Source organism: Streptomyces sp. KM273126 (genome assembly GCF_004337435.2).
Classification (GTDB): domain Bacteria; phylum Actinomycetota; class Actinomycetes; order Streptomycetales; family Streptomycetaceae; genus Streptomyces; species Streptomyces acidicola.
In genome coordinates this window covers 2,975,723-2,996,039 of the sequence record NZ_SJXB02000001.1, presented here as the reverse complement: position 1 = coordinate 2,996,039, position 20,317 = coordinate 2,975,723, and the positions used below count along the sequence as shown (strand labels likewise).

Genomic DNA, 20,317 nt, shown 5'->3' with positions numbered 1-20,317 from the left:
TTGCGGATGCTGTTGACTCCACCTCTCAGTGGACCCTCCCGTACTGGTCAACGCCAGGCGAGGAGCGCTGGTTCCCTTGGGCGCGCTGGGGCGCCTTCGACCGCACGGGTGAGGGGCACGGCGCCAGTCCCACGCGCGCGTGGGGCTTGGGGTACCCCCCGCGCGCGTGGTTGGCGTACTGGAGTCAGAAGAGGCCCGTGTCGGAGAAGCGCAGGACCAACTGGGGCGCTCCGGACAGAGCGATTCCGAGCACTCCGGTCAGGGCGATGGCGGCCGTCAGCGGGGCCGGTACACGGTGCTTCTCGGGCTCCCCCTCGGGGGCACGGAACAGCAGGGCCGTCCACTGGAGGTAGTAGAAGAGGGCGATCACGACATTGACGGCCATGATCACGGCGAGCCAGCCGAGGCCCGCGTCGACGGCCGCGGAGAAGACGGTGACCTTGGCGAAGAGGCCGATGATGCCCGGCGGGAGTCCGGCGAGGCAGAGCAGGAAGAAGCCGAGGAGCAGGGCGGTGAGGGGGCTGGCCGCGTACAGGCCTCGGTAGTCGCTGATGCGGTTCAGTGGCCGCGTACGGGCCACGAGCGCCGCCACGGCGAAGGCACCGAGGTTCACCGCCGCGTACATCAGGGCGTACGCGACGGTGGAGCCGATCGCCTTCTCGGCGTCGTCGGAGTACGCGGCCGCCGCTATGGGCACCAGGAGGTAGCCCGCCTGGCCGACGGAGGACCAGGCGAGGAGCCGGACCGCGCTGTACGCGCGCGTGGCCTGCTGCCGGAGGGCGCCGACGTTGCCGATGGTCATGGTGAGGGCGGCCAGCACGGCGAGGGCGGGGCCCCAGATGTCGGCGTACGACGGGAGGGCGACAACAGTGACAAGGATCAGCCCGGAGAAACCCACTGCCTTGCCGACGACCGACAGGTAGGCGGCCACGGGGAGCGGTGCTCCCACGTAGGTTTCGGGCACCCAGAAATGGAACGGTACCGCGGCCGTCTTGAAGGCGAAGCCGATGAGAGTGAGGACGACCCCTGCCTGGGCGAGCGTGTGGAACTGGCCGTCGACCTGTCGGATGTTGTCGGCGATCTCGGTGAGGTACAGGGTGCCCGTGGAGGCGTACACGAAGCTGATGCCCATCAGGCTCACAGCGGTCGCCGTGACCGAGGACAGGAAGAACTTCAGGGCGGCTTCGGAGGACCGCTTGTCGCCGTGCCGGATGCCGACGAGGGCGAAGGCGGGCAGGGAGGCCACTTCCAGGGCGACGATGAGGGTCGCCAGGTCGCGTGATGCGGGCAGGAGAGCGGCGCCCGCGGCGGACGACAGCAGCAGGAACCAGAACTCCCCTTCGGGGAGTTCCTTCTTGGCGTCCTTCAGGGCCGTCATCGACAGCAGGGCGGCGAGGAGGGCGCCGCCGAGCACGAGGAACTGGATGACGAGCGCGAACCGGTCCGCCGTGTAGCTGCAGACGTTCGGGTCGCCGGTCAGGCAGAAGGTCGAGCGGTCGCCGTCCAGGAGGGGCAGCAGCGCGAGGGTGGACGCGGTGAGGCCGGCGACCGACACCCAGCCGAGCAGGGCCTTTTTGCGGTCGTCCACGAAGAGGTCGGCGACGAGTACGACGAGTCCGACGACCGCCGTGACGGTGGGCGGCGCGATCGCGACCCAGTCGACGGACTGGACCACGGACTGGGCCAGGGAGCTCATCGGGTGCCTCCTGCGAGGAGCTGCTGCACGGCCGGGTCGGTCAGGCCGAGGAGTGCCGCGGGCCAGAGGCCGGCGAGGACGGTGAGGGCGACGAGCGGCGTCCAGGCGGCGAACTCGTAGGCCTGGACGTCGTTCAGCTTCGGGCTCTCCTGCGGGACGGCGCCCATGCAGACGCGGCGTACGACGACGAGCAGGTACGCGGCGGTGAGCAGTGTGCCGAACGCGGCGATCGCCATGAACGTGAGGAAGGCGGGGCGGCTGAGGCCGTCGGCGGGCTTGAACGCGCCGAACAGCGCCAGCATCTCGCCCCAGAATCCGGCGAGGCCCGGCAGTCCGAGTGAGGCGACGGCACCGAAGGCGAGCAGGCCGCCGAGGCGCGGCGCCTTGCCGTAGAGGGCGGCGCCGGTCTCCCGGGCGAGGGCGTCGAGGTCGGTGGTGCCCGTACGGTCCTTGAGCGCGCCGACCAGGAAGAAGAGCAGGCCGGTGATGAGGCCGTGGGCGATGTTCGCGAACAGTGCGCCGTTCACGCCGGTCGGGGTCATCGTCGCGATGCCGAGGAGTACGAAGCCCATGTGGCCGACGGAGGAGTACGCGATGAGGCGCTTGAGGTCGCCCTTGGCTCCCTGCTTGGCGAGGGCGAGGCAGGCCAGCGAACCGTAGATGATGCCGACGACCGCGAAGGCCGCGAGGTACGGCGCGAAGGTCGTGAGGCCCTCGGGCGTGACCGGCAGCAGGATCCGCACGAACCCGTACGTCCCCATCTTCAGCAGCACGCCGGCCAGCAGGACCGAGCCGACGGTCGGCGCCGCGGTGTGGGCGTCCGGCAGCCAGCTGTGCAGCGGCCACATCGGCGTCTTGACCGCGAGCCCGATTCCCACCGCCAGAACGGCGATGACCTGCACGGATGTGGTGAGCGACCGGTGATTGTCAGTGGCGAGTGCCACCATGTCGAATGTGCCCGCCTTGATTCCGATCAGGAGCAGGCCCAGCAGCATGACGACGGAGCCGAGCAGTGTGTAGAGGATGAACTTCCAGGCGGCCCGGGTCCGTTCCTCACCGCCCCAGCGGGCGATGAGGAAGTACATCGGGATGAGCACCATCTCGAACGCGAGGAAGAAGAGCAGCAGGTCGAGGACGGCGAAGGTCGCGAGGGTGCCGGACTCCAGGACGAGCAGCAGGGCGACGAATGCCTTCGGGGATGGGCCCGCAGGCATCTTGAAGTAGGAGTACAGCGCGCAGAGGAAGGTCAGCAGCGCGGTCAGGACCAGAAGGGGAAGGGAGATGCCGTCGATGCCGAGGTGGATGCGTACGTCGAGTGCGGGGATCCAGCTGATGTCCGTGCTGGCCTGCATCTTCGACGGATGGTCGTGGTCGAAGCCGAGTGCGAGGACGATCGCGGCGATGAGGACCGCACCGGTCACGGTCACGCCGTGGCGGAGCACGGCCTGCTCGGGTGACTTCCCCTTCAGTCCGGGCGGGGCCGGCAGGAGAGCGGCGACGGCGCCGAGAAGCGGACCGACGACGACGAACGCCAGAAGGAACTGCATCACGGACTCGTTGATATCGATCACGCCTGCTCACGCTCCCGTGGCGACGAGGACGACGGCGACCGTGAGGACGACGGTGCCGGCGAGCAGCGCGCTCACATAGGTCTGCACATTGCCGGTCTGGGCGCGCCGCACGGCCGCGCCGAGCAGGCGGGGTACGGCGCCGGCGCCGTGTACGTAGGTCTCGACGACCTCGCGGTCGAGGAACCGGACGAGGCTCGCTCCGGCCTGTACCGGTCGGACGAAGAGCATCGTGTACACGGTGTCGAGGTGGAAGCCGACGGCCGCGTGCCGGTGCAGTGGGCCGAGCAGCAGGCGGCCCGGGTCGGCCGGGTCGGGTGCGGCGGCCACGTCTCCGTAGGCGGGCGCGTGGCTCGCGATGGCCTCGGCCTCGACGTGGGCGGCGTCGCCCTCGGGGTGGGCGGCGACCGCGCCCATGGGGACACGCGCCGCGAGCGCGGTGGTGTGCTTCCAGGCGCCGTAGGTCACCAGCCCGCCGACCAGGGCGAGGCCCGTGCCGAGCACGGACGTCGTGAGGGTCGGGGTCAGGTCGCGTCCGTCGAACCAGTCGGACAGTGGACCGGCGGCCAGGCCGAAGGCGAGGGACGGGACAGCTAGGAGCCACAGCACGGCGTTCATGGCCAGCGGCTGCTTGCCGTGGTCGGGGGCCTCGGCGCCCCGGCCGTGGAAGGCGCGCAGCCACAGGCGCATGGCGTACGCGCCGGTGAGCAGGGCCGTGAGGAGGCCGGTGACGAGGACGATCCAGCCCGCGGCACCAGGGATGCCCTCGGCGTGGCCGGTGGCGACGTGCTCGGCTGCGCCGAGGACGGCTTCCTTGGTGAAGAAGCCGCTGAAGGGCGGGATCGCGGCGAGGGCGAGAAGCGCCACGGTCATCGTCCAGTAGGCGTCGGGGACGCGGTCGCGCAGGCCCTTCATTCGGGACGTGGCGGCCAGCGAGTTGGTGCCGGCGGCGTGGATGATCACGCCGGCCGCGAGGAACAGCAGCGCCTTGAAGGCGCCGTGGGACAGGAGGTGGAAGACGGCGGCACCGCGGTCGCCGACGGCGAGGGCGCCGGTCATGTAGCCGAGCTGGCCGATCGTCGAGTACGCGAGGACGCGCTTGATGTCGTCCTGGGCGAGCGCGGCGAGGCCGGAGCCGAGCATCGTGACCGCGGCCATGACGGCCATGACGAGCAGGGCCGCCGAGGATGCGGCGAAGACCGGGAGGAGCCGGGCGATGAAGTAGACACCGGCGGCGACCATCGTCGCGGCGTGGATCAGCGCGGAGACGGGCGTGGGGCCCGCCATCGCGTCGGGGAGCCAGATGTGGAGCGGGAACTGCGCCGACTTGCCCGCCACACCGGCCAGGAGCAGCAGGGCGATGAGCGTCGGGTGGTCGAGTCCGCCGCTCGCGACCGCGCCCAGGACGGTCGTGATGCGGAAGGACCCGGCGTCCATGGCGAGCGCGAAGATGCCGATGAGGAAGGGGACATCGCCGAGCTTGGTGACCAGGAAGGCCTTGATGGAGGCAGCGCGGGCCTCCGGGGTCTCCCAGTAGTGGCCGACGAGGAAGTAGGAGCAGATGCCCATGATCTCCCAGCCGACCAGCAGCACCATCAGGTCGCCGGAGTAGACGACGAGCAGCATCGCGGAGGTGAACAGGGAGACGAGAGCGGCGTACGAGGGGTAGCGCGGGTCGTCGCGCAGGTAGCCCGTCGAGTAGATCTGCACACAGGTCGCGACCAGGCCGACCAGGACGGCGACGAGGGCGGCGAAGCCGTCGATGTGCAGGGCGAGTTCGATGGGCACCGAGCCGGTGGGCGTGAGTTCGGTGGCTGCGTCGATGCTCCGGCCGCCGCCTTGGCGTACGGCGACCAGCACGGCGAGCGCGAAGGCCGTGAGGGTGGGCAGCACGGCGAGGGGGCGGACGAAGCCGGGGGCGGTGCGGCCCAGGAGCAGGCCGGCCGCGGCGCCGAGGAAGGGAAGGAGGGGGACGAGGACGGCGAGGGTGGTCGTGGTCACGCGGTGGCCTCAGCCTTCTGGGCCGCGGGGGCTTCGCTGTCGGGGCCGTCGGTGCCGCGGCCGTCGGTTTCGTGGCCCTCGGCGGTGTCGCGGAGCTTGTCGATGTCCGAGGTGCCGCGGTTGCGGTACACGGCGAGCACGATCGCCAGACCGATGCCGATTTCGGCGGCGGCGATGGCGATGGTGAACAGGGTCAGGGCCTGGCCGGAGTGCAGGGTCTCCTCGGCGGCCCTGCTGAGCCAGACGTCGAAGGCGACGAGGTTGAGGTTGACGGCGTTGAGCATCAGCTCGACCGACATGAGGACCAGGATGGCGTTGCGGCGGGCGAGGACGCCGTACAGGCCCGTGCAGAAGAGGAGGGCGGAGAGCACGGCGGGATAGGCGAGGTGCATCAGCGGGCCCCTTCCTTGTCTGGGTCTGCCGTGCCGCTGACTGCGGTGCCTTTGGCTGCCGTGCCACTGGCTGCGGTGCTGCTGACTGCCGTGCCACTGGCTGGGCCGCCACTGGCTGGCGTCTCGTTGTCTGCCGGCTCGTTGGCTGCCGACGTGATCACAGCGGGTGGGTTCGCCTTCGCCTTGCGGGAGAGGACGATCGCGCCGACGAGGGCGGCGAGGAGGAGGACGGAGAGGGCCTCGAAGGGGAGGACCCAGTTCTGGAAGAGGGCCTTGCCGGTGACCTCAGTGGAGCCGGCGGCGGCACCGTCCAGGTCGATCCAGGTCGTGCGGAAGGCGTCGACGACGACCCAGACCAGAGCGGCGGCCGAGGCGACGGCCACGGTGAGGGCGACCCAGCGGTTGCCGGAGTCGGCGTCCGGGGAGCGGCCGATGGGGGCCCTGGTGAGCATCAGACCGAACAGGAGGAGGACCACGACGGAACCGACGTAGATGAGGACCTGCACCCAGGCGATGAACTCGGCTGTGAGCAGGAGGTACTCGACGGCGAGGCCGCCGAGCGCGACCACCAGCCACAGGGCGGCGTGCACCAGCTGCCGGGTGGTGACGCTGACGATCGCGGCGCCGAGGGTGACCAGGCCGACGAGGAGGAAGGCGATCTCGACACCGGTCGGGGAGAGGAAGCCGTGAGTGCCGGCGGCGGTGGTCGCGGCACCGGCAGCGGTGGTCGCGGTGTGCGCCACCGTGGCACCGGCCGCCGTGGTCGCGGTGTGCGCCACCGTGGCTGTGGCTGCGGCCGCTGCTGCGAGGCTCACGACTCTCCTTCCTTCGGCTTCCGGGTGGTGTCGGGCTCGGGTCCGGCCTCGGTCCCTGTGTGGGGTTGGGCACTGGATCGGAACTCGCTTGCGGGACCGGTCCGAGGCTCGGCTGCGGGCTCGGGGCGGGTGCGTCGGCGAGGCTCGGCTGCGGACTCGGCCCGGGCTTCGGGCTCCGTCTGGGCTGCCGTGGCCAGTTTCTCCGCGGACTTGCGGGCTGCCGCGATCTCCTTCGGCTCCTCCGCGCCGGGGTCGAGGGCGGGTGGGGCCGGGACGGTCCACATCCACTCGCGGAGCTTGTCGCGTTCGTGGGTGAGGTTGCGGACGTCGGTCTCGGCGTACTCGAACTCGGGGGACCAGAAGAGGGCGTCGAAGGGGCAGACCTCGATGCAGATACCGCAGTACATGCAGAGGGAGAAGTCGATGGCGAAGCGGTCGAGGACGTTGCGGCTGCGCTCGCGGCCGCCCGGGGTGGCAGGCGGGACCGTCTCCTTGTGGGAGTCGATGTAGATGCACCAGTCCGGGCACTCACGGGCGCACAGCATGCAGACCGTGCAGTTCTCCTCGAACAGTCCGATCACACCGCGGGTGCGGGGCGGGAGTTCGGGCTGGGCGTCGGGGTACTGCTCGGTGACGGTCTTCCTCGTCATCGTGCGGAGGGTGACGGCCAGGCCCTTGGCCAGGCCGGAGCCGGGGATGGGGGCCACGTTAGGAGTTCACCACCTTGACGACGCCGGTGAGGGCGATCTGGGCGAGGGCGAGCGGGACGAGGAGGGTCCAGGAGAGCTTCTGGAGCTGGTCCTCGCGGAGACGGGGGTAGGTGACGCGCAGCCAGATGACGACGAAGGCGAGGATCGCGGTCTTCAGGAGGGTCCAGACCCAGCCGAGGCCGTCGGCGCCCCAGGGGCCGTGCCATCCGCCCAGGAAGAGGACGGTGGTCAGGCCGCACAGGACGACGATTCCGGCGTACTCGGCGAGGAGGAAGAGGGCGAAGCGGAGGCCGGTGTACTCGGTGTACGCGCCGAAGATGATCTCCGAGTCGGCGACGGGCATGTCGAACGGGGGCCGCTGCAGTTCGGCCAGGCCGGCGACGAAGAAGACGATCGCGCCGACGATCTGCCAGGGCAGCCACCACCACTCGAAGGCGTCGACGATGCCCGGGAGGGAGACGGTGCCGGCCGCCATCGCGACGGAGGCGGCGGCGAGCAGCATCGGGAGTTCGTAGGCGAGGAGCTGGGCGGCGGTGCGGAGGCCGCCGAGGAGGGAGAACTTGTTGGCGGAGGCCCAGCCGGCCATGAGTGAGCCGAGGACGCCGACGCCCATGACGGCGAGGACGAAGAAGACGCCCGCGTCGATGTCCTCGCCGACCGCGCCCTCGCCCGGGCCGATGGGGATGGCGAGGAGGACGAGCAGATACGGGAGGAGGGCGACGGCCGGGGCGAGCTGGAAGATACGGCGGTCCGCGCCCGCCGGGACGATGTCTTCCTTCTGGGCGAACTTGACGCCGTCAGCGACGAGTTGGGCCCAGCCGTGGAAGCCGCCGGCGTACATGGGGCCGAGACGGCCCTGCATGTGGGCCATCACCTTGTGTTCCGTCTGGCCGATGATCAGCGGGAAGGTGAGGAAGACGACGAAGACGACGAGGAGTCGCAGGGCGACGTCGAGCGCGTCGTTCACTGCGTGCCTCCTGCGGGGTCGTCGGGGGTCTGGGTTGAGTCGGGGTTCGAGTCCAGGGGCGGGGTAGCCGAGTCCGGGGTCGAGGTTGAGTTCGGGTCCGGCTTTGGCGTCGGCTCCGGGTCCGCGTTCGGCTCCGGCTCCGGGATGGGCTCGGGTTCGTCGAAGGTCGGGCGGGCGTGGTGCCAGGGGGCGTCCGTGCTGCGGGGGTGGGTGCCTTAGGGCTGGGGCTCTCCGGGTGGGGCTCGGTCGGGGGCGTCGGTTCCGTGGACCTCGCGGAGGGCTCCGCCTCCGTGGACTCGGTGACCTCCGAGCGCCGGCTCGCGGAACCCTCGCTCGCGCTCCGTGAACGCCGTGTCGGGGTTGTGCCGGAGGGGCGCCCGGCCTGGCTCACCGAACCCTGGGCGGCGCTACGGGTACGACGCGGGGTCGCCGGCGCTGTACCCGTACCCGTGTCCCTCTCCGTACCCGTTCCCGTATCCGTGCCCCGCTCCGTACCCGTGCCCCGCTCCGTACTCGTGCCCCGCTCCGTACTCGTTCCCGTCTCCGTACCGGCGCCTGCCGTCGCCTGGCTGGCCGAGCCCTCGCTTGCCGAGCGGGTGCGGCGGACGGGGCGGTCGCCTGCGGCTCGGGTGGGCCGTTCTCCGGCGGCGCGGGAGGGGCGGTCGCGGGTGGGGCGGGTCGGGGCCGGGGGAGCTGGCCCTTCAGGGGTCCCCACTCGTTGGGGTCGGGGACGCCCGGCGGGAGCATCTGGCGGCGCTTGGGGCCGCCGTGGTCCGACTCGCCCGGCTCCTTGGCGCCCGGCCAGGCCTTGGCCACGCGCGCGGCCAGGACGAAGTCCTTGCGCAGAGGGTGTCCCTCGAAACCCTCGGGCAGCAGGAGCGGGTCGAGGCCCGGGTGCCCCTCGAAGGTGACGCCGAACATCTCGTGGGTCTCGCGCTCGTGCCAGGCCGTGCCCGCGTACACACCGGTGGCGGTCGGCAGGGCGGGGGCCTCGTGCGGGACCGTGGTGCGGAGAAGGAGGCGGCGGACCGGGGACAGGGCGACGACGTGGGCGGCGACACGGAAGCCCGTGCCGGGTTCGTCGACGGCGCTCAGCCAGTCGAAGTACGTGCAGCCCAGCGCGGAGTGGGCCGTACGGAGGGCCTGGGTCCAGGATGCGGACGGGACGTCCACGGTGAGGACACCGTACGATTCCTCGGCCGTGGCCTCGGGGCCGAAGAGTTCCTCGACGGGCGCGGGGAGCCAGCCGGTCACCGGTCCCCCTTCCCGGCTCCGGTACCGCGGGCGCCCACCGCAGCCGGCGGTGCCACGAGCCCGCTTTGCAGTGCGGCCGTCGACGGGCGCGCCGCATGGCCGTACCGCTCTCCCAGCGACTCGCGCGCGATCTTCTCCTGGAGCTTCAGGATGCCCTGGAGCAGGGCCTCCGGGCGGGGCGGGCAGCCGGGGACGTAGACGTCGACGGGGATGATCTGGTCGACGCCCTTGGTGACGGAGTACGAGTCCCAGTAGGGGCCGCCGCAGTTGCTGCACGCGCCGAACGAGATGACGTACTTCGGCTCCGGCATCTGCTCGTACAGGCGCTTCACGGCCGGGGCCATCTTGTCCGTGACCGTGCCGGAGACGACCATCAGGTCGGCCTGGCGCGGGCCGGGTGCGAACGGGATCACGCCGAGACGGATGAAGTCGTGGCGGGCCATCGACGCGGCGATGAACTCGATCGCGCAGCAGGCGAGGCCGAAGTTGAACACCCAGAGCGAGTAACGGCGGCCCCAGTTCAGGATCACCTTCATCGGCTCCGGGGCGAGACGCGCGAGCGCGCCGAGACGCTTCGGTTCCGGCAGGAGAACGGGCTCCGACGGGAGAACGGGCTCCGACTGGCCGGGCTCCAAGGGAACGGACTCCGGACGAACTAGCTCCGGACCAACAGGCTCCGGACCAACAGGCTCTGGCGAAGTCACTTCTGGCGTCACGTCCATGCCAGGACGCCCTTCTTGTATGCGTAGAGCAGGCCGACGGTCAGGAAGCCCAGGAAGATGAACATCTCCACGAGCGTCGTCGCGCCGTAGCCGGGGGCGGCGAAGACCGTCGCCCAGGGGAACAGGAAGATCGAGTCGACGGCGAAGATCACGTACAGGAAGGCGTACACGTAGTAGCGGACCTGGGTGTGCGCCCAGCCCTCGCCGACGGGGTCGACTCCGCACTCGTAAGTGAGGAGTTTCTCGGGGGTGGGAACGACGGGGCGCAGCAGGCGGCCCGCGCCGAACGCGACGGCGACGAACAGCACGCCGATGGCGGCGAGCAGTCCGACGACCGAGTAGGACTGGAAGTAGTCCGACGCGGCCACGGTCGCGGTCACGGTTCCGCGTTCCGCGACAGTCGCGGCAGTCGTGACAGCCGTCGGTTCCGGCACGTCCGTCCCCTCACTCCCTGAGTTCGCCCCTGGTGGACTTCGACCTGTCAGTCCTGGCCCGTCGGTCCAGACCTGTCAGTCCTGGCCCGTCGGTCCAGACCTGTCAGTCCTGGCCCGTGGGTCCTGACTGCCAGTCCTGACTGCCAGTCCTGACTGCCAGTCCTGACCTGCCGGTCCTGGCTTGCCGGCCGTCGTGCACGCTGTCGTTCGCTGATCTGTACGCACGGGAGTCTAGGCCCTGCTAAAGAAACGGTAAGCAGCCCGTCTCAGCTTGAACGGTAACGCGCAGCGGCTCGACTCGGAGAGGCTGCCCGGGCTGCCGGGGATGGTGGGGTTTTCCCCAGGATGGCCGGGCGGCCCTCCTCATGGCGCGTGCGGGGGCCGGCCGGGCAGTCTGGGCGGCATGACCGCTCGTATCCCCGTCGGCTCCGACCAGCCGCACCGTTCACGGGACAGACAGAACCCGTTGGTCTCACCTTCCGGACGGCCGCTGCCGACCGGCCGGACACCGTCCGATCCGCTACCGCCCGCGCGGTTCGCGTTCGACGGGCAGACGTGGAGGGAGATCGCGCACCTCCTGGCCAATATGCCGGTGGCGTTGTTCGGGTTCGTCTACGTCGTGACCGTGCTGTTCACCTCGGTCTCTCTGACGGTGACGGTGATCGGCTTCCCGTTGCTCTCGGCCGCGCTGCTGGGCGCCCGGCAGCTGGGGAAGCTGGAGCGGGCGCGAGCCCGGGCGCTGCTGCGGGTGCGGGTGGACGAGCCGAGTCCGCTGCCGATGCGCGGGAACGGCGGGTTCTTCTCGCAGGTGTGGCTGAGCGTGAAGGACCCGGTGGGCTGGCGCACGATGCTGTACGAGTTCATGCGGCTGCCCTGGGGGATCGTGACCTTCGCCGTCACGCTCGCCTCGCTGTTCGTGCTGTGGCCGGTGCTGCCGTACATCGCGCGTGCGCTGACGAACGCGGACCGGGCGATGGTGCGCGGGCTGCTCTCCCCCTCCGAGGAACTGGAGCGTCGTATCGCGGAGCTGGAGTCGGACAGGGGAGTCGTGGTCGACACGGCGGCGGCCGACCTGCGCCGCATCGAGCGCGATCTCCACGACGGGGCGCAGGCGCGACTGGTGAACCTCGCGATGGGGCTCGGCCTCGCCAAGGAGAAGCTCCTGGAGGGCCAGAACGACGAGCACGTGGCGGCGATGGTCGAGGAGGCACACGGTGAGGTGAAGCTGGCGCTCCAGGAGCTGCGGGACCTGGCGCGGGGGATCCATCCGGCGGTGCTGACGGACCGGGGACTGGACGCGGCCCTGTCCGCGGTGGCCTCACGCTGTACGGCGCCGGTGAAGGTGACCGTGGATCTGGAGACCCGGCCGGCCGCCGCGATCGAGGGCATCGCCTACTTCACCGTCTCCGAGCTCCTGCAGAACATCAGCAAACACAGTGGGGCCCGGTCCGCGGCCGTGGACGTGTGGCGCGCGGACGAACGGCTGCTCGTCCAGGTCTGGGACGACGGCCGCGGCGGCGCCAGCCTCGACGGCGGTACGGGGATGGCGGGACTCGCGGAGCGGTTGGGCGCGGTGGACGGGCTGTTCGTGATCGAGTCGCCGGTCGGGGGGCCCACGACGGTGACGGCGGAGCTGCCGTGGCGGGACCGGGGGGACGAGGTGGCGCGCGGGGCGCGCAGGAGGTGAGGGCGCCCGCAGGGGCTGTCTTGTGCGCTTAAGGGGCTCGGAGGGACGCGGTGCTCCCCGGAGGAACGAGGCGGGCCCCGAACCGGAGGGACGAGGTGGCCCCGGAGGGACGAGGTGGGGAAAACCCCCGACTCAAGAGGCCGACGGCCTTCATGGTCCGTTCGGTTCGGTGCGAGCACTGTGGAACCACGACATCGGAAGTGCGGAATCCGAAGAGAAACGGACGGCGACCATGGCCACGGAGTACGGACACGGGTACGGGAGCTGGGGTGACTCCGAGGCGGTCGGGAAGCGGCGGCACCGGCTCCCGGCGGGGCTGCGGGCACCGTTCGAGGCGCGCAGCTGGCGGGAGTTCGCGTACGTGCTGCTGAGCCTGCCGATCGGCATCCTGATGTTCGTGTACGCCGTGACGATGGTGTCGCTCGGGGCGGGGCTGCTGATCACGTTCCTCGGCGTACCGGTGCCGGCCGCCGCGCTGGCGGGCCTGAGGGGGCTCGGAGCGATGGAGCGTGCGCGGGCGCGTGGTTTGCTCGGGGTGGAGGTGGCGGCGCCCGAGCCGTTGCGGATGAAGCGGTCCGGGGCCATGGCGTGGATGGGCGCCGTGTTCAAGAGCGGCGCGTCGTGGCGGCACCTGCTGTATGCGGTGGTGCAGTTCCCGTGGGCGGTGTTCTCGTTCGTGGTGGCGGTCAACCTGTGGGCCATCGGGTGGGGGTTGCTCACGTATCCGCTCTGGTTCTGGGTCTTCCCCATGTGGGCGGGGCAGGACGGGATCCAGCTGTACGGCGACGAGTCGCACCAGGTGTACCTGGACAACCCGTTCGAGATCACGGTGACCGCGCTGGTCGGGCTGCTGTTCACGTTGGCCACGCCGTGGATCGTGCGGGCGCTGACGATGGTGGACGGGCTGATGGTGCAGGGGCTGCTGGGGCCGTCCCGGCTGGCGACGCGGGTGGTGGAGCTGGAGTCGGACCGGGGGATCGTGGTCGACGCGGCGGCGGCCGACCTGCGCCGCATCGAGCGCGATCTGCACGACGGGGCACAGGCGCGGCTGGTGGCGCTGGCGATGGATCTGGGGCTCGCGAAGGAGAAGCTGGCGGAGGATCCGCAGGCTGCGGCGCGCATGGTGGACGAGGCGCACGGTGAGGTGAAGACGGCGTTGCAGGAACTGCGGGACCTGGCGCGGGGGATCCATCCGGCGGTGCTGACGGACCGGGGGCTGGACGCGGCGTTGTCGGCGGTTGCGTCCCGGTGCGCGGTGCCGGTGCAGGTGGAGGTGGATCTGCCGGCGGCTCGGCCGGCGCCCGCGATCGAAGGGATCGCGTACTTCACGGTGTCCGAGCTGCTGCAGAACGTGAGCAAGCACTCGGGGGCCACTCGGGCGACGGTGGATGTGTGGAAGGTGGACGGCCGGCTGATGCTCCAGGTGGTGGACAACGGGGTCGGTGGGGCTGATGTGACTGGCGGGTCGGGGCTGGCGGGGCTCGCGGAGCGGTTGGGCGCCGTGGACGGGATTCTGGTGGTGGATTCGCCGGTGGCGGGTCCTACGCGGGTCACGGCGGAGCTGCCTTGGCGACGGGCGTAGCGCGTACCAGCGGCGGCGGGCGTCGCACGTAGCAGCGGCGGCGGGCGTCGCACGTAGCAGCGGCCGCGTGCGTCGCGCCTAGCGGTGGCCGCGTGCGCCGCGCTGCGGCGGGTTCTGGTGGGCTGAGGGCGCCCTCTGTTCGTGCGGTTTGCACGGGCGGGGGCGCCTTGCTGCGTCTTCCCGCCGTGGTGGCTTGGGCGCCCAGCGTTTGTTCGTGGGTCGGGTGCGCGCCGGGAGGTCTCCGTCCTCGGTCCGGCGGGTCTGTGGGGTGTCGTATGTTCTCGGCGGCGGACGCCGGCCGCTGCGGGCGGACACCTCCCGGCGCACCCCCTTACGTCCGTACGCGGCCGCGCGGCACGTCGTGGTGCGGGTGCGTACGCGGCCGTGCGGCGCGTCGTAGTGCGAGTGCGAGTGGGGCCGAACCGCCGGAGGCACCCCCTGGGAACGGGGTGAGTCTGTCCACAGGCCCGGTGAGGGCGGGCGGATCGCGGGATACTGATGTGTCGAGGGGCGGCGGGAGGTCGGGTCGCCGGAGGGCCGTCCGATACGCGGGGCGGCCGGACACACAGGGTTCGGGGGGCCGAAGATCGTGGAGGACAGGGTGCGGGTGGTCATCGCCGAGGATTCGGTGCTGCTCAGAGAGGGGCTGACTCGGCTGCTGACCGACCGTGGGCACGAGGTCGTCGCGGGCGTCGGGGACGGGGACGCTCTGATCAAGACCATCACGGAGCTGGCGGCGCAGGGTGAGCTGCCGGACGTGGTGGTGGCGGACGTGCGGATGCCTCCGACGCATACGGATGAGGGTGTGCGGGCGGCCGTGCAGCTGAGGCGAGAGCATCCGGAGCTCGGCGTGCTCGTGCTGTCGCAGTACGTGGAGGAGCAGTACGCCACCGAACTGCTCGCCGGTTCCAGTCACGGTGTCGGCTATCTGCTGAAGGACCGGGTGGCTGAAGTGCGTGAGTTCGTGGACGCGGTGGTGCGGGTGGCCCAGGGGGGTACGGCGCTGGACCCGGAGGTCGTCGCGCAGTTGCTGGGGCGCAGCCGTAAGCAGGACGTGCTCGCGGGCCTCACCCCGAGGGAGCGGGAGGTCCTAGGACTGATGGCCGAGGGGCGGACCAACTCGGCGATCGCGCGGCAACTCGTGGTGAGTGACGGTGCCGTGGAGAAGCACGTCAGCAATATTTTCCTGAAGCTCGGGTTGTCCCCCAGCGACGGGGATCACCGGCGTGTTCTGGCGGTGCTGACCTATCTGAACTCATGACGGGATGACACCGTGTCAGATATCAGATGTCGGACACGGGATGGGTTCACTGCCCATGGACCTTTGGGCCGAGAACCGAAGGACGAGTACGGAGCGTCTCCCCAGGAAACACCGGGGGCGGGTAAATCATGACAAGTCAGGGTGCCCAACCGTCTCATTTGTGCGTCCGCCATGCGAACGCCCCAGGGAAGGCCACCCTTACCGACGTAGGGTTGGTCTTGGGAAGGCCGGCGGGACGGCCGCCCCAGACAGCCGCCTCAAGGGAGGTCCAGTTCAGTGACCAGCCAGGTCAGCAGCCCAGCGGAGTCGGCCGACGAGGCCGTCGTGGGAGAGCAGCGCAATCCGACGGGCGTGAAGGATGTCCGTCGGGTGGATCGGGTGATCATCCGTTTCGCGGGGGACTCGGGTGACGGCATGCAGCTCACCGGTGACCGCTTCACCTCGGAAACCGCCTCGTTCGGCAACGACCTGTCCACCCTGCCGAACTTCCCCGCCGAAATCCGCGCCCCCGCAGGAACCCTGCCAGGCGTCTCCTCCTTCCAGCTCCACTTCGCCGACCACGACATCCTCACCCCCGGCGACGCCCCCAACGTCCTCGTCGCCATGAACCCCGCCGCCCTCAAAGCCAACATCAACGACCTCCCCCGCGGCGCCGAGATCATCGTCAACACCGACGAATTCACCAAACGCGCCCTGCAGAAGGTCGGATACGCCGCCTCCCCCCTGGAGGACGGCTCGCTGGACGGCTACCGCCTCCACCCCGTGCCCCTGACCACGCTCACGGTCGAGGCCCTGAAGGAGTTCGACCTCACCCGCAAGGAGGCCGAGCGCAGCAAGAACATGTTCGCCCTCGGTCTGCTGTCGTGGATGTACCACCGGCCCACCGAGGGCACCGAGAAGTTCCTGAAGTCGAAGTTCGCCAAGAAGCCCGACATCGCGGCAGCGAACATCGCCGCCTTCCGCGCGGGCTGGAACTTCGGCGAAACCACCGAGGACTTCGCCGTCTCCTACGAGGTCGCCCCCGCCACCACCGCCTTCCCCGCCGGCACCTACCGCAACATCTCCGGCAACCTCGCCCTCGCCTACGGCCTCGTCGCCGCCTCACAACAAGCCGACCTGCCGCTCTTCCTCGGCTCCTACCCCATCACCCCCGCCTCGGACATCCTGCACGAGCTCAGCAGGCACAAGAACTTCGGTGTCCGCACCTTCCAGGCCGAGGACGAGATCGCCGGCATCGGCGCGGCGCTGGGCGCGGCGTTCGGCGGCTCCCTGGGAGTGACCACCACCTCCGGACCCGGCGTCGCCCTGAAGTCCGAGACCATCGGCCTCGCGGTCTCACTGGAACTGCCGCTGCTGGTCATCGACATCCAGCGCGGCGGACCCTCCACCGGCCTGCCCACCAAGACCGAACAGGCCGACCTGCTCCAGGCGATGTACGGGCGCAACGGCGAAGCCCCCGTCCCCGTCATCGCGCCCCGCACGCCCGCCGACTGCTTCGACGCGGCCCTGGAAGCAGCCCGCATCGCCCTGACCTACCGCACACCGGTGATGCTGCTCTCCGACGGCTACCTCGCCAACGGCTCCGAGCCCTGGCGCATCCCCGAGCTGGACGAACTCCCGGACCTGACCGTGCAGTTCGCGCAGGGCCCCAACCACACGATGCCCGATGGCACCGAAGTGTTCTGGCCCTACAAACGCGACCCCCACACCCTCGCCCGCCCCTGGGCCATCCCCGGCACCCCCGGCCTGGAACACCGCATCGGCGGCATCGAGAAACAGGACGGCACCGGCAACATCTCCTACGACCCCGCCAACCACGACCACATGGTCCGCACCCGACAGGCCAAGATCGACGGCATCACCGTCCCCGACCTCGACGTCGACGACCCCCACGGCGCGAACACCCTCGTACTGGGCTGGGGATCGACCTACGGACCCATCACCGCCGCCGTCCGACGCCTGCGCACCACCGGCGAAACCATCGCCCAGGCCCACCTGCGCCACCTCAACCCCTTCCCGAAGAACCTGGGAGAGGTACTCGCACGATACGAGCGCATCGTCGTACCCGAGATGAACCTCGGTCAGCTCGCCACCCTCATCCGGGCGAAATATCTGGTCGACGCCCGCTCGTACAACCAGGTGAACGGAATGCCGTTCAAGGCGGAGCAGCTCGCCACGGCTCTCAAGGAGGCCATCGATGGCTGAGACGACCACGGAAGGCACAGGCACGATCGAGGCGCTCTCCCTCGTGCCCAAAGCCGAGGCCAAGCAGTCCATGAAGGACTTCAAGTCCGATCAGGAAGTGCGCTGGTGCCCCGGCTGCGGTGACTACGCGATCCTCGCCGCCGTCCAGGGCTTCATGCCCGAACTCGGCCTCGCCAAGGAGAACATCGTCTTCGTCTCCGGCATCGGCTGCTCCTCCCGCTTCCCGTACTACATGAACACCTACGGGATGCACTCCATCCACGGCCGCGCCCCCGCGATCGCGACGGGCCTGGCCACCAGCCGGCGCGACCTGTCGGTGTGGGTGGTCACCGGTGACGGTGACGCGCTGTCGATCGGCGGCAACCACCTCATCCACGCCCTCCGCCGCAACGTCAACCTCAAAATCCTGCTCTTCAACAACCGCATCTACGGCCTCACCAAAGGCCAGTACAGCCCGACATCCGAGGTCGGCAAGATCACCAAATCGACGCCGATGGGGTCCCTGGACGCACCCTTCAACCCGGTGTCGCTGGCGATCGGCGCGGAGGCGTCCTTCGTGGCCCGCACCGTCGACTCCGACCGCAAACACCTCACCCAGGTGCTGCGCCAGGCAGCGGCCCACCCGGGCACGGCACTGGTGGAGATCTACCAGAACTGCAACATCTTCAACGACGGCGCCTTCGACGCCATCAAGGACAAACAACAGGCCGAAGAAGCCGTCATCCGCCTCGAACACGGCCAGCCCATCCGCTTCGGCACCGACCTCGCCAAGGGCGTTGTACGCGACCAGGCCACAGGTGATCTGAGCGTCGTCACCGTGACTCCCGACAACGAGGCACACATCCTCATCCACGACGCACACGCCACCTCCCCCACCACCGCCTTCGCCCTCTCCCGCCTGGCGGACCCCGACACCCTGCACCACACCCCCATCGGCGTCCTCCGCTCCGTCGACCGGCCCGTCTACGACCACCAGATGTCCGAACAACTGGACACCGCGATCGAACAGAACGGCAAGGGCGACCTCACAGCACTGCTGACCGGCGGGGACACCTGGACGGTCGTCGGCTGACCATCAGTACCCGTCTTCGAGGGCCTGGGACGCTGTTCGCCCCCAGGCCCTCCGTGCGTCATGCGTCGGGGATGTCCCGCTTCGCGCGGATGAGGGTCTCGCGCGTGATGACGACGATGCGCTCGTAGTCGGCTCTGGCCGCGTCCGAGGGGAGGTGGGGGTCGAGGGCGGCGGTGGCTTCGGTTCCGATGACGGCGAAGTTGCCGTCGGTGAGTTCAAAAAGGTCTGGGCAGGACTCGCCGGTCAGGCTCCCCCGCTGTCGGGGCGAGTCACCGAGTCGGCGGGTGATGCGGGCGGACGAGAGCTCATTGCGCAAAGGTGCGGTCCCCTCTCGCTCGGGGCGGTGGAGCCCCGGGTTTGGGGGTGGCGCCCCATAACGACTGACGCACCCCCGGGGTCACGGTGACCCCGGAAAAATTCATGACCCGACTCGTTCCTCCCCAACCCTACGAGCCTCCACAACCGCTCCGGGCAAACGGCGTAGCGAAGCATCGAAGCAGGCTCAGTACTCGCTCTCGTCCTGGGGCTCGGGCGCATGACCAGGCGCGTTCCCGGGCATGGGCGCGGGATCGGGCGCGGGGCCGACCACCCACCACTCGTCCGGGTCGTCGGCCAGTTCTTCCATGATGGTGTCGACGGCTCTGCCGACCCGGGCCTCCAGGGACTCCTCGGGGAGGCTCCTGCGGTGCTCGACCGTGCGCTCCCAGTACTCCGCGAAGACCTCGTTGCGGGACAGCATGCGCAGGTGTCCGAGCAGTTCGTTCCAGTCGACGTAGCCGATGCGATGGGCGAGCAGGATCGTGCCGTACTCGCGGTTGGCGAACATCATCTGACGGCGTTTGAGGTCGGAGATCCCGTTCAGGGTGGACAGGGCGGCGGCGAGCGAGGGGTCGTCGATCGCGCGGTCCAGTTGTTCCGTGACGAGGCGGTGCTGCTGGATCAGGTTCGTGCGGTGGATCTCCTGCGCCATGTGCTCGATGCCCTCGGCGATGAACGTCAGCTTGGCGAGGAGTTCCAGCGTGAGCTCCTCCTGACGCCGGCGGCGGTTGCCGCGCGCCGTGAACGGCGCCCGCATCAGACCGAGAGCCGCCACCACCGCGGACCCGATCCGTCGCGCAGCCGGAGTCAGTGTGGCCATGTCAAGCGTCTCCCCGTACGGTAGCCGTACTGCCCGGCCGGTGGCTTTGGCGGGCCGGCGCACGGTGGGCGAAACCACCCCTCCCACAGCCTGCCCGGCGGTTCCAGCGGACGTGAGAGGCAAGAGGGGGGCGCACGGGTGGATATGGCTTGTACATCGACCGGCAGCCTGACCCGTGTGTGCCCCGTGGGCGCCGTCCGCCCCCGCTTGCCCCGGGGCCGGGACAGACGGGCGGGTCGCCGTGAGATGCCTCACTCAGAGGCACTCATACACAGAGACCTCGCTCAGAGGACCGCGCTCGGAGCCGCGCTAAGAGGCCGCGCTCAGGCCCGCCCCTTCGCCGTGTCGTACGCATCCCGAGCCTCCTCCACCTCGCCCATCCGCTCGTGCGTCCACATGGCCAGCGAGCGGACCTGCTCTGCGGCCTCGCGGCCCAGGTCGGTCAGGGAATAGTCGACCCTCGGCGGGATCACCGGCTTGGCGTCGCGGTGGACCAGGCCGTCGCGTTCAAGGGTCTGGAGCGTCTGCGTCAGCATCTTCTCGCTGACCCTCCCGATCGCCCGGCGGAGCTCGCTGAAGCGGTACGGCCGGTCCAGGAGTTCGATCAGGACCAGGACGCCCCAGCGGCTGGTGATGTGTTCCAGGACGAGGCGGTACGGGCACATCGCCTCGCCCACGTCGTACTTGCCGACGGGCGGATTCGTCGTGACAGCACTTACGGACATGCCAGTACCTTACTTCAAAGTGGGTACTTTCGAGGAGTTAGTGCACCTCCTAGGGTTAGCGACAGAGCCACCCCACCTAGGAGTTGTC

General features: G+C 70.0%; 17 protein-coding genes and 1 pseudogene. 5 read left to right on the top strand and 13 right to left on the bottom strand.

Going from position 1 to position 20,317, the window contains the following annotated elements; genetic code table 11:
* Positions 1 to 184: 184 nt before the first annotated feature.
* The 10 genes and pseudogenes from E0500_RS12885 to E0500_RS12840 form a co-directional block, all read right to left on the bottom strand.
* Positions 185 to 1,696: an NADH-quinone oxidoreductase subunit N gene (locus E0500_RS12885; protein WP_131561403.1), complete on the bottom strand. Its 1,512-nt coding sequence runs from the start codon at positions 1,694 to 1,696 to the stop codon at positions 185 to 187.
* The gene (locus E0500_RS12880) at positions 1,693 to 3,267 is read right to left on the bottom strand and encodes a NuoM family protein (RefSeq protein WP_131561401.1); all 1,575 of its coding nucleotides are present in this window, start codon (positions 3,265 to 3,267) and stop codon (positions 1,693 to 1,695) included. Before E0500_RS12880 ends, E0500_RS12885 begins: the two co-directional genes overlap by 4 nt.
* 6 nt (positions 3,268 to 3,273) lie before the next feature.
* Positions 3,274 to 5,265, bottom strand: coding sequence for an NADH-quinone oxidoreductase subunit L (locus tag E0500_RS12875; RefSeq protein WP_131561399.1), 1,992 nt, complete (start codon positions 5,263 to 5,265; stop codon positions 3,274 to 3,276).
* Positions 5,262 to 5,657, bottom strand: a complete 396-nt coding sequence (gene nuoK / locus E0500_RS12870) for an NADH-quinone oxidoreductase subunit NuoK (protein ID WP_131561397.1) — start codon at positions 5,655 to 5,657, stop codon at positions 5,262 to 5,264. The genes E0500_RS12875 and nuoK overlap by 4 nt, the downstream gene beginning before the upstream one ends.
* Positions 5,657 to 6,400 carry an NADH-quinone oxidoreductase subunit J gene (locus E0500_RS12865; protein WP_131561452.1) on the bottom strand — a complete coding sequence of 248 codons (744 nt, stop codon included), beginning with the start codon at positions 6,398 to 6,400 and terminating at the stop codon, positions 5,657 to 5,659. Before E0500_RS12865 ends, nuoK begins: the two co-directional genes overlap by 1 nt.
* Before the next feature lie 68 nt (positions 6,401 to 6,468).
* Positions 6,469 to 7,179 (bottom strand): 4Fe-4S binding protein, encoded by a 711-nt coding sequence (locus E0500_RS12860; RefSeq protein WP_309505041.1) that lies wholly within the window; start codon positions 7,177 to 7,179, stop codon positions 6,469 to 6,471.
* 1 nt (position 7,180) lies between these two features.
* Entirely contained in the window at positions 7,181 to 8,149 is a 969-nt protein-coding gene (locus tag E0500_RS12855; RefSeq protein ID WP_131561395.1) for a complex I subunit 1 family protein, read from the bottom strand.
* Positions 8,146 to 9,403, bottom strand: a pseudogene (locus E0500_RS12850) (NADH-quinone oxidoreductase subunit C). The gene E0500_RS12855 and the pseudogene E0500_RS12850 overlap by 4 nt, the downstream one beginning before the upstream one ends.
* Entirely contained in the window at positions 9,400 to 10,125 is a 726-nt protein-coding gene (locus tag E0500_RS12845; RefSeq protein WP_258572761.1) for an NADH-quinone oxidoreductase subunit B, read from the bottom strand. Before E0500_RS12845 ends, E0500_RS12850 begins: the two are co-directional and overlap by 4 nt.
* A complete protein-coding gene (locus E0500_RS12840; RefSeq protein ID WP_399119067.1) occupies positions 10,116 to 10,559 on the bottom strand; it encodes an NADH-quinone oxidoreductase subunit A in 444 nt (147 codons plus the stop codon). Before E0500_RS12840 ends, E0500_RS12845 begins: the two co-directional genes overlap by 10 nt.
* Positions 10,560 to 10,953: 394 nt before the next feature.
* On the opposite strand from E0500_RS12840, the gene E0500_RS12835 reads away from it, so the two are divergent.
* The 5 genes from E0500_RS12835 to E0500_RS12815 all read left to right on the top strand — a co-directional run bounded on the left by E0500_RS12835 (position 10,954) and on the right by E0500_RS12815 (position 18,366).
* The gene (locus tag E0500_RS12835; RefSeq protein ID WP_399120193.1) at positions 10,954 to 12,246 is read left to right on the top strand and encodes a sensor histidine kinase; all 1,293 of its coding nucleotides are present in this window, start codon (positions 10,954 to 10,956) and stop codon (positions 12,244 to 12,246) included.
* Positions 12,247 to 12,478: 232 nt separating this feature from the next.
* Positions 12,479 to 13,828, top strand: coding sequence for a sensor histidine kinase (locus tag E0500_RS12830; protein WP_131571906.1), 1,350 nt, complete (start codon positions 12,479 to 12,481; stop codon positions 13,826 to 13,828).
* Between the two features lie 601 nt (positions 13,829 to 14,429).
* On the top strand, positions 14,430 to 15,089 hold the full coding sequence (locus E0500_RS12825) for a response regulator transcription factor (RefSeq protein WP_309505219.1): 660 nt from the start codon (positions 14,430 to 14,432) through the stop codon (positions 15,087 to 15,089).
* Between the two features lie 276 nt (positions 15,090 to 15,365).
* Entirely contained in the window at positions 15,366 to 17,294 is a 1,929-nt protein-coding gene (locus E0500_RS12820; RefSeq protein ID WP_181586979.1) for a 2-oxoacid:acceptor oxidoreductase subunit alpha, read from the top strand.
* Positions 17,287 to 18,366, top strand: coding sequence for a 2-oxoacid:ferredoxin oxidoreductase subunit beta (locus E0500_RS12815; protein ID WP_181586978.1), 1,080 nt, complete (start codon positions 17,287 to 17,289; stop codon positions 18,364 to 18,366). The genes E0500_RS12820 and E0500_RS12815 overlap by 8 nt, the downstream gene beginning before the upstream one ends.
* Before the next feature lie 58 nt (positions 18,367 to 18,424).
* Here the strand turns inward: E0500_RS12815 and E0500_RS12810 are convergent, their stop codons facing one another.
* The 3 genes from E0500_RS12810 to E0500_RS12800 form a co-directional block, all read right to left on the bottom strand.
* The gene (locus E0500_RS12810) at positions 18,425 to 18,682 is read right to left on the bottom strand and encodes a hypothetical protein (protein ID WP_131572262.1); all 258 of its coding nucleotides are present in this window, start codon (positions 18,680 to 18,682) and stop codon (positions 18,425 to 18,427) included.
* Between the two features lie 186 nt (positions 18,683 to 18,868).
* Positions 18,869 to 19,504: a DUF6082 family protein gene (locus E0500_RS12805; RefSeq protein WP_220140500.1), complete on the bottom strand. Its 636-nt coding sequence runs from the start codon at positions 19,502 to 19,504 to the stop codon at positions 18,869 to 18,871.
* A gap of 323 nt (positions 19,505 to 19,827) precedes the next feature.
* Positions 19,828 to 20,229 carry a helix-turn-helix domain-containing protein gene (locus E0500_RS12800; RefSeq protein ID WP_131572263.1) on the bottom strand — a complete coding sequence of 134 codons (402 nt, stop codon included), beginning with the start codon at positions 20,227 to 20,229 and terminating at the stop codon, positions 19,828 to 19,830.
* Between the last annotated feature and the right edge of the window lie 88 nt (positions 20,230 to 20,317).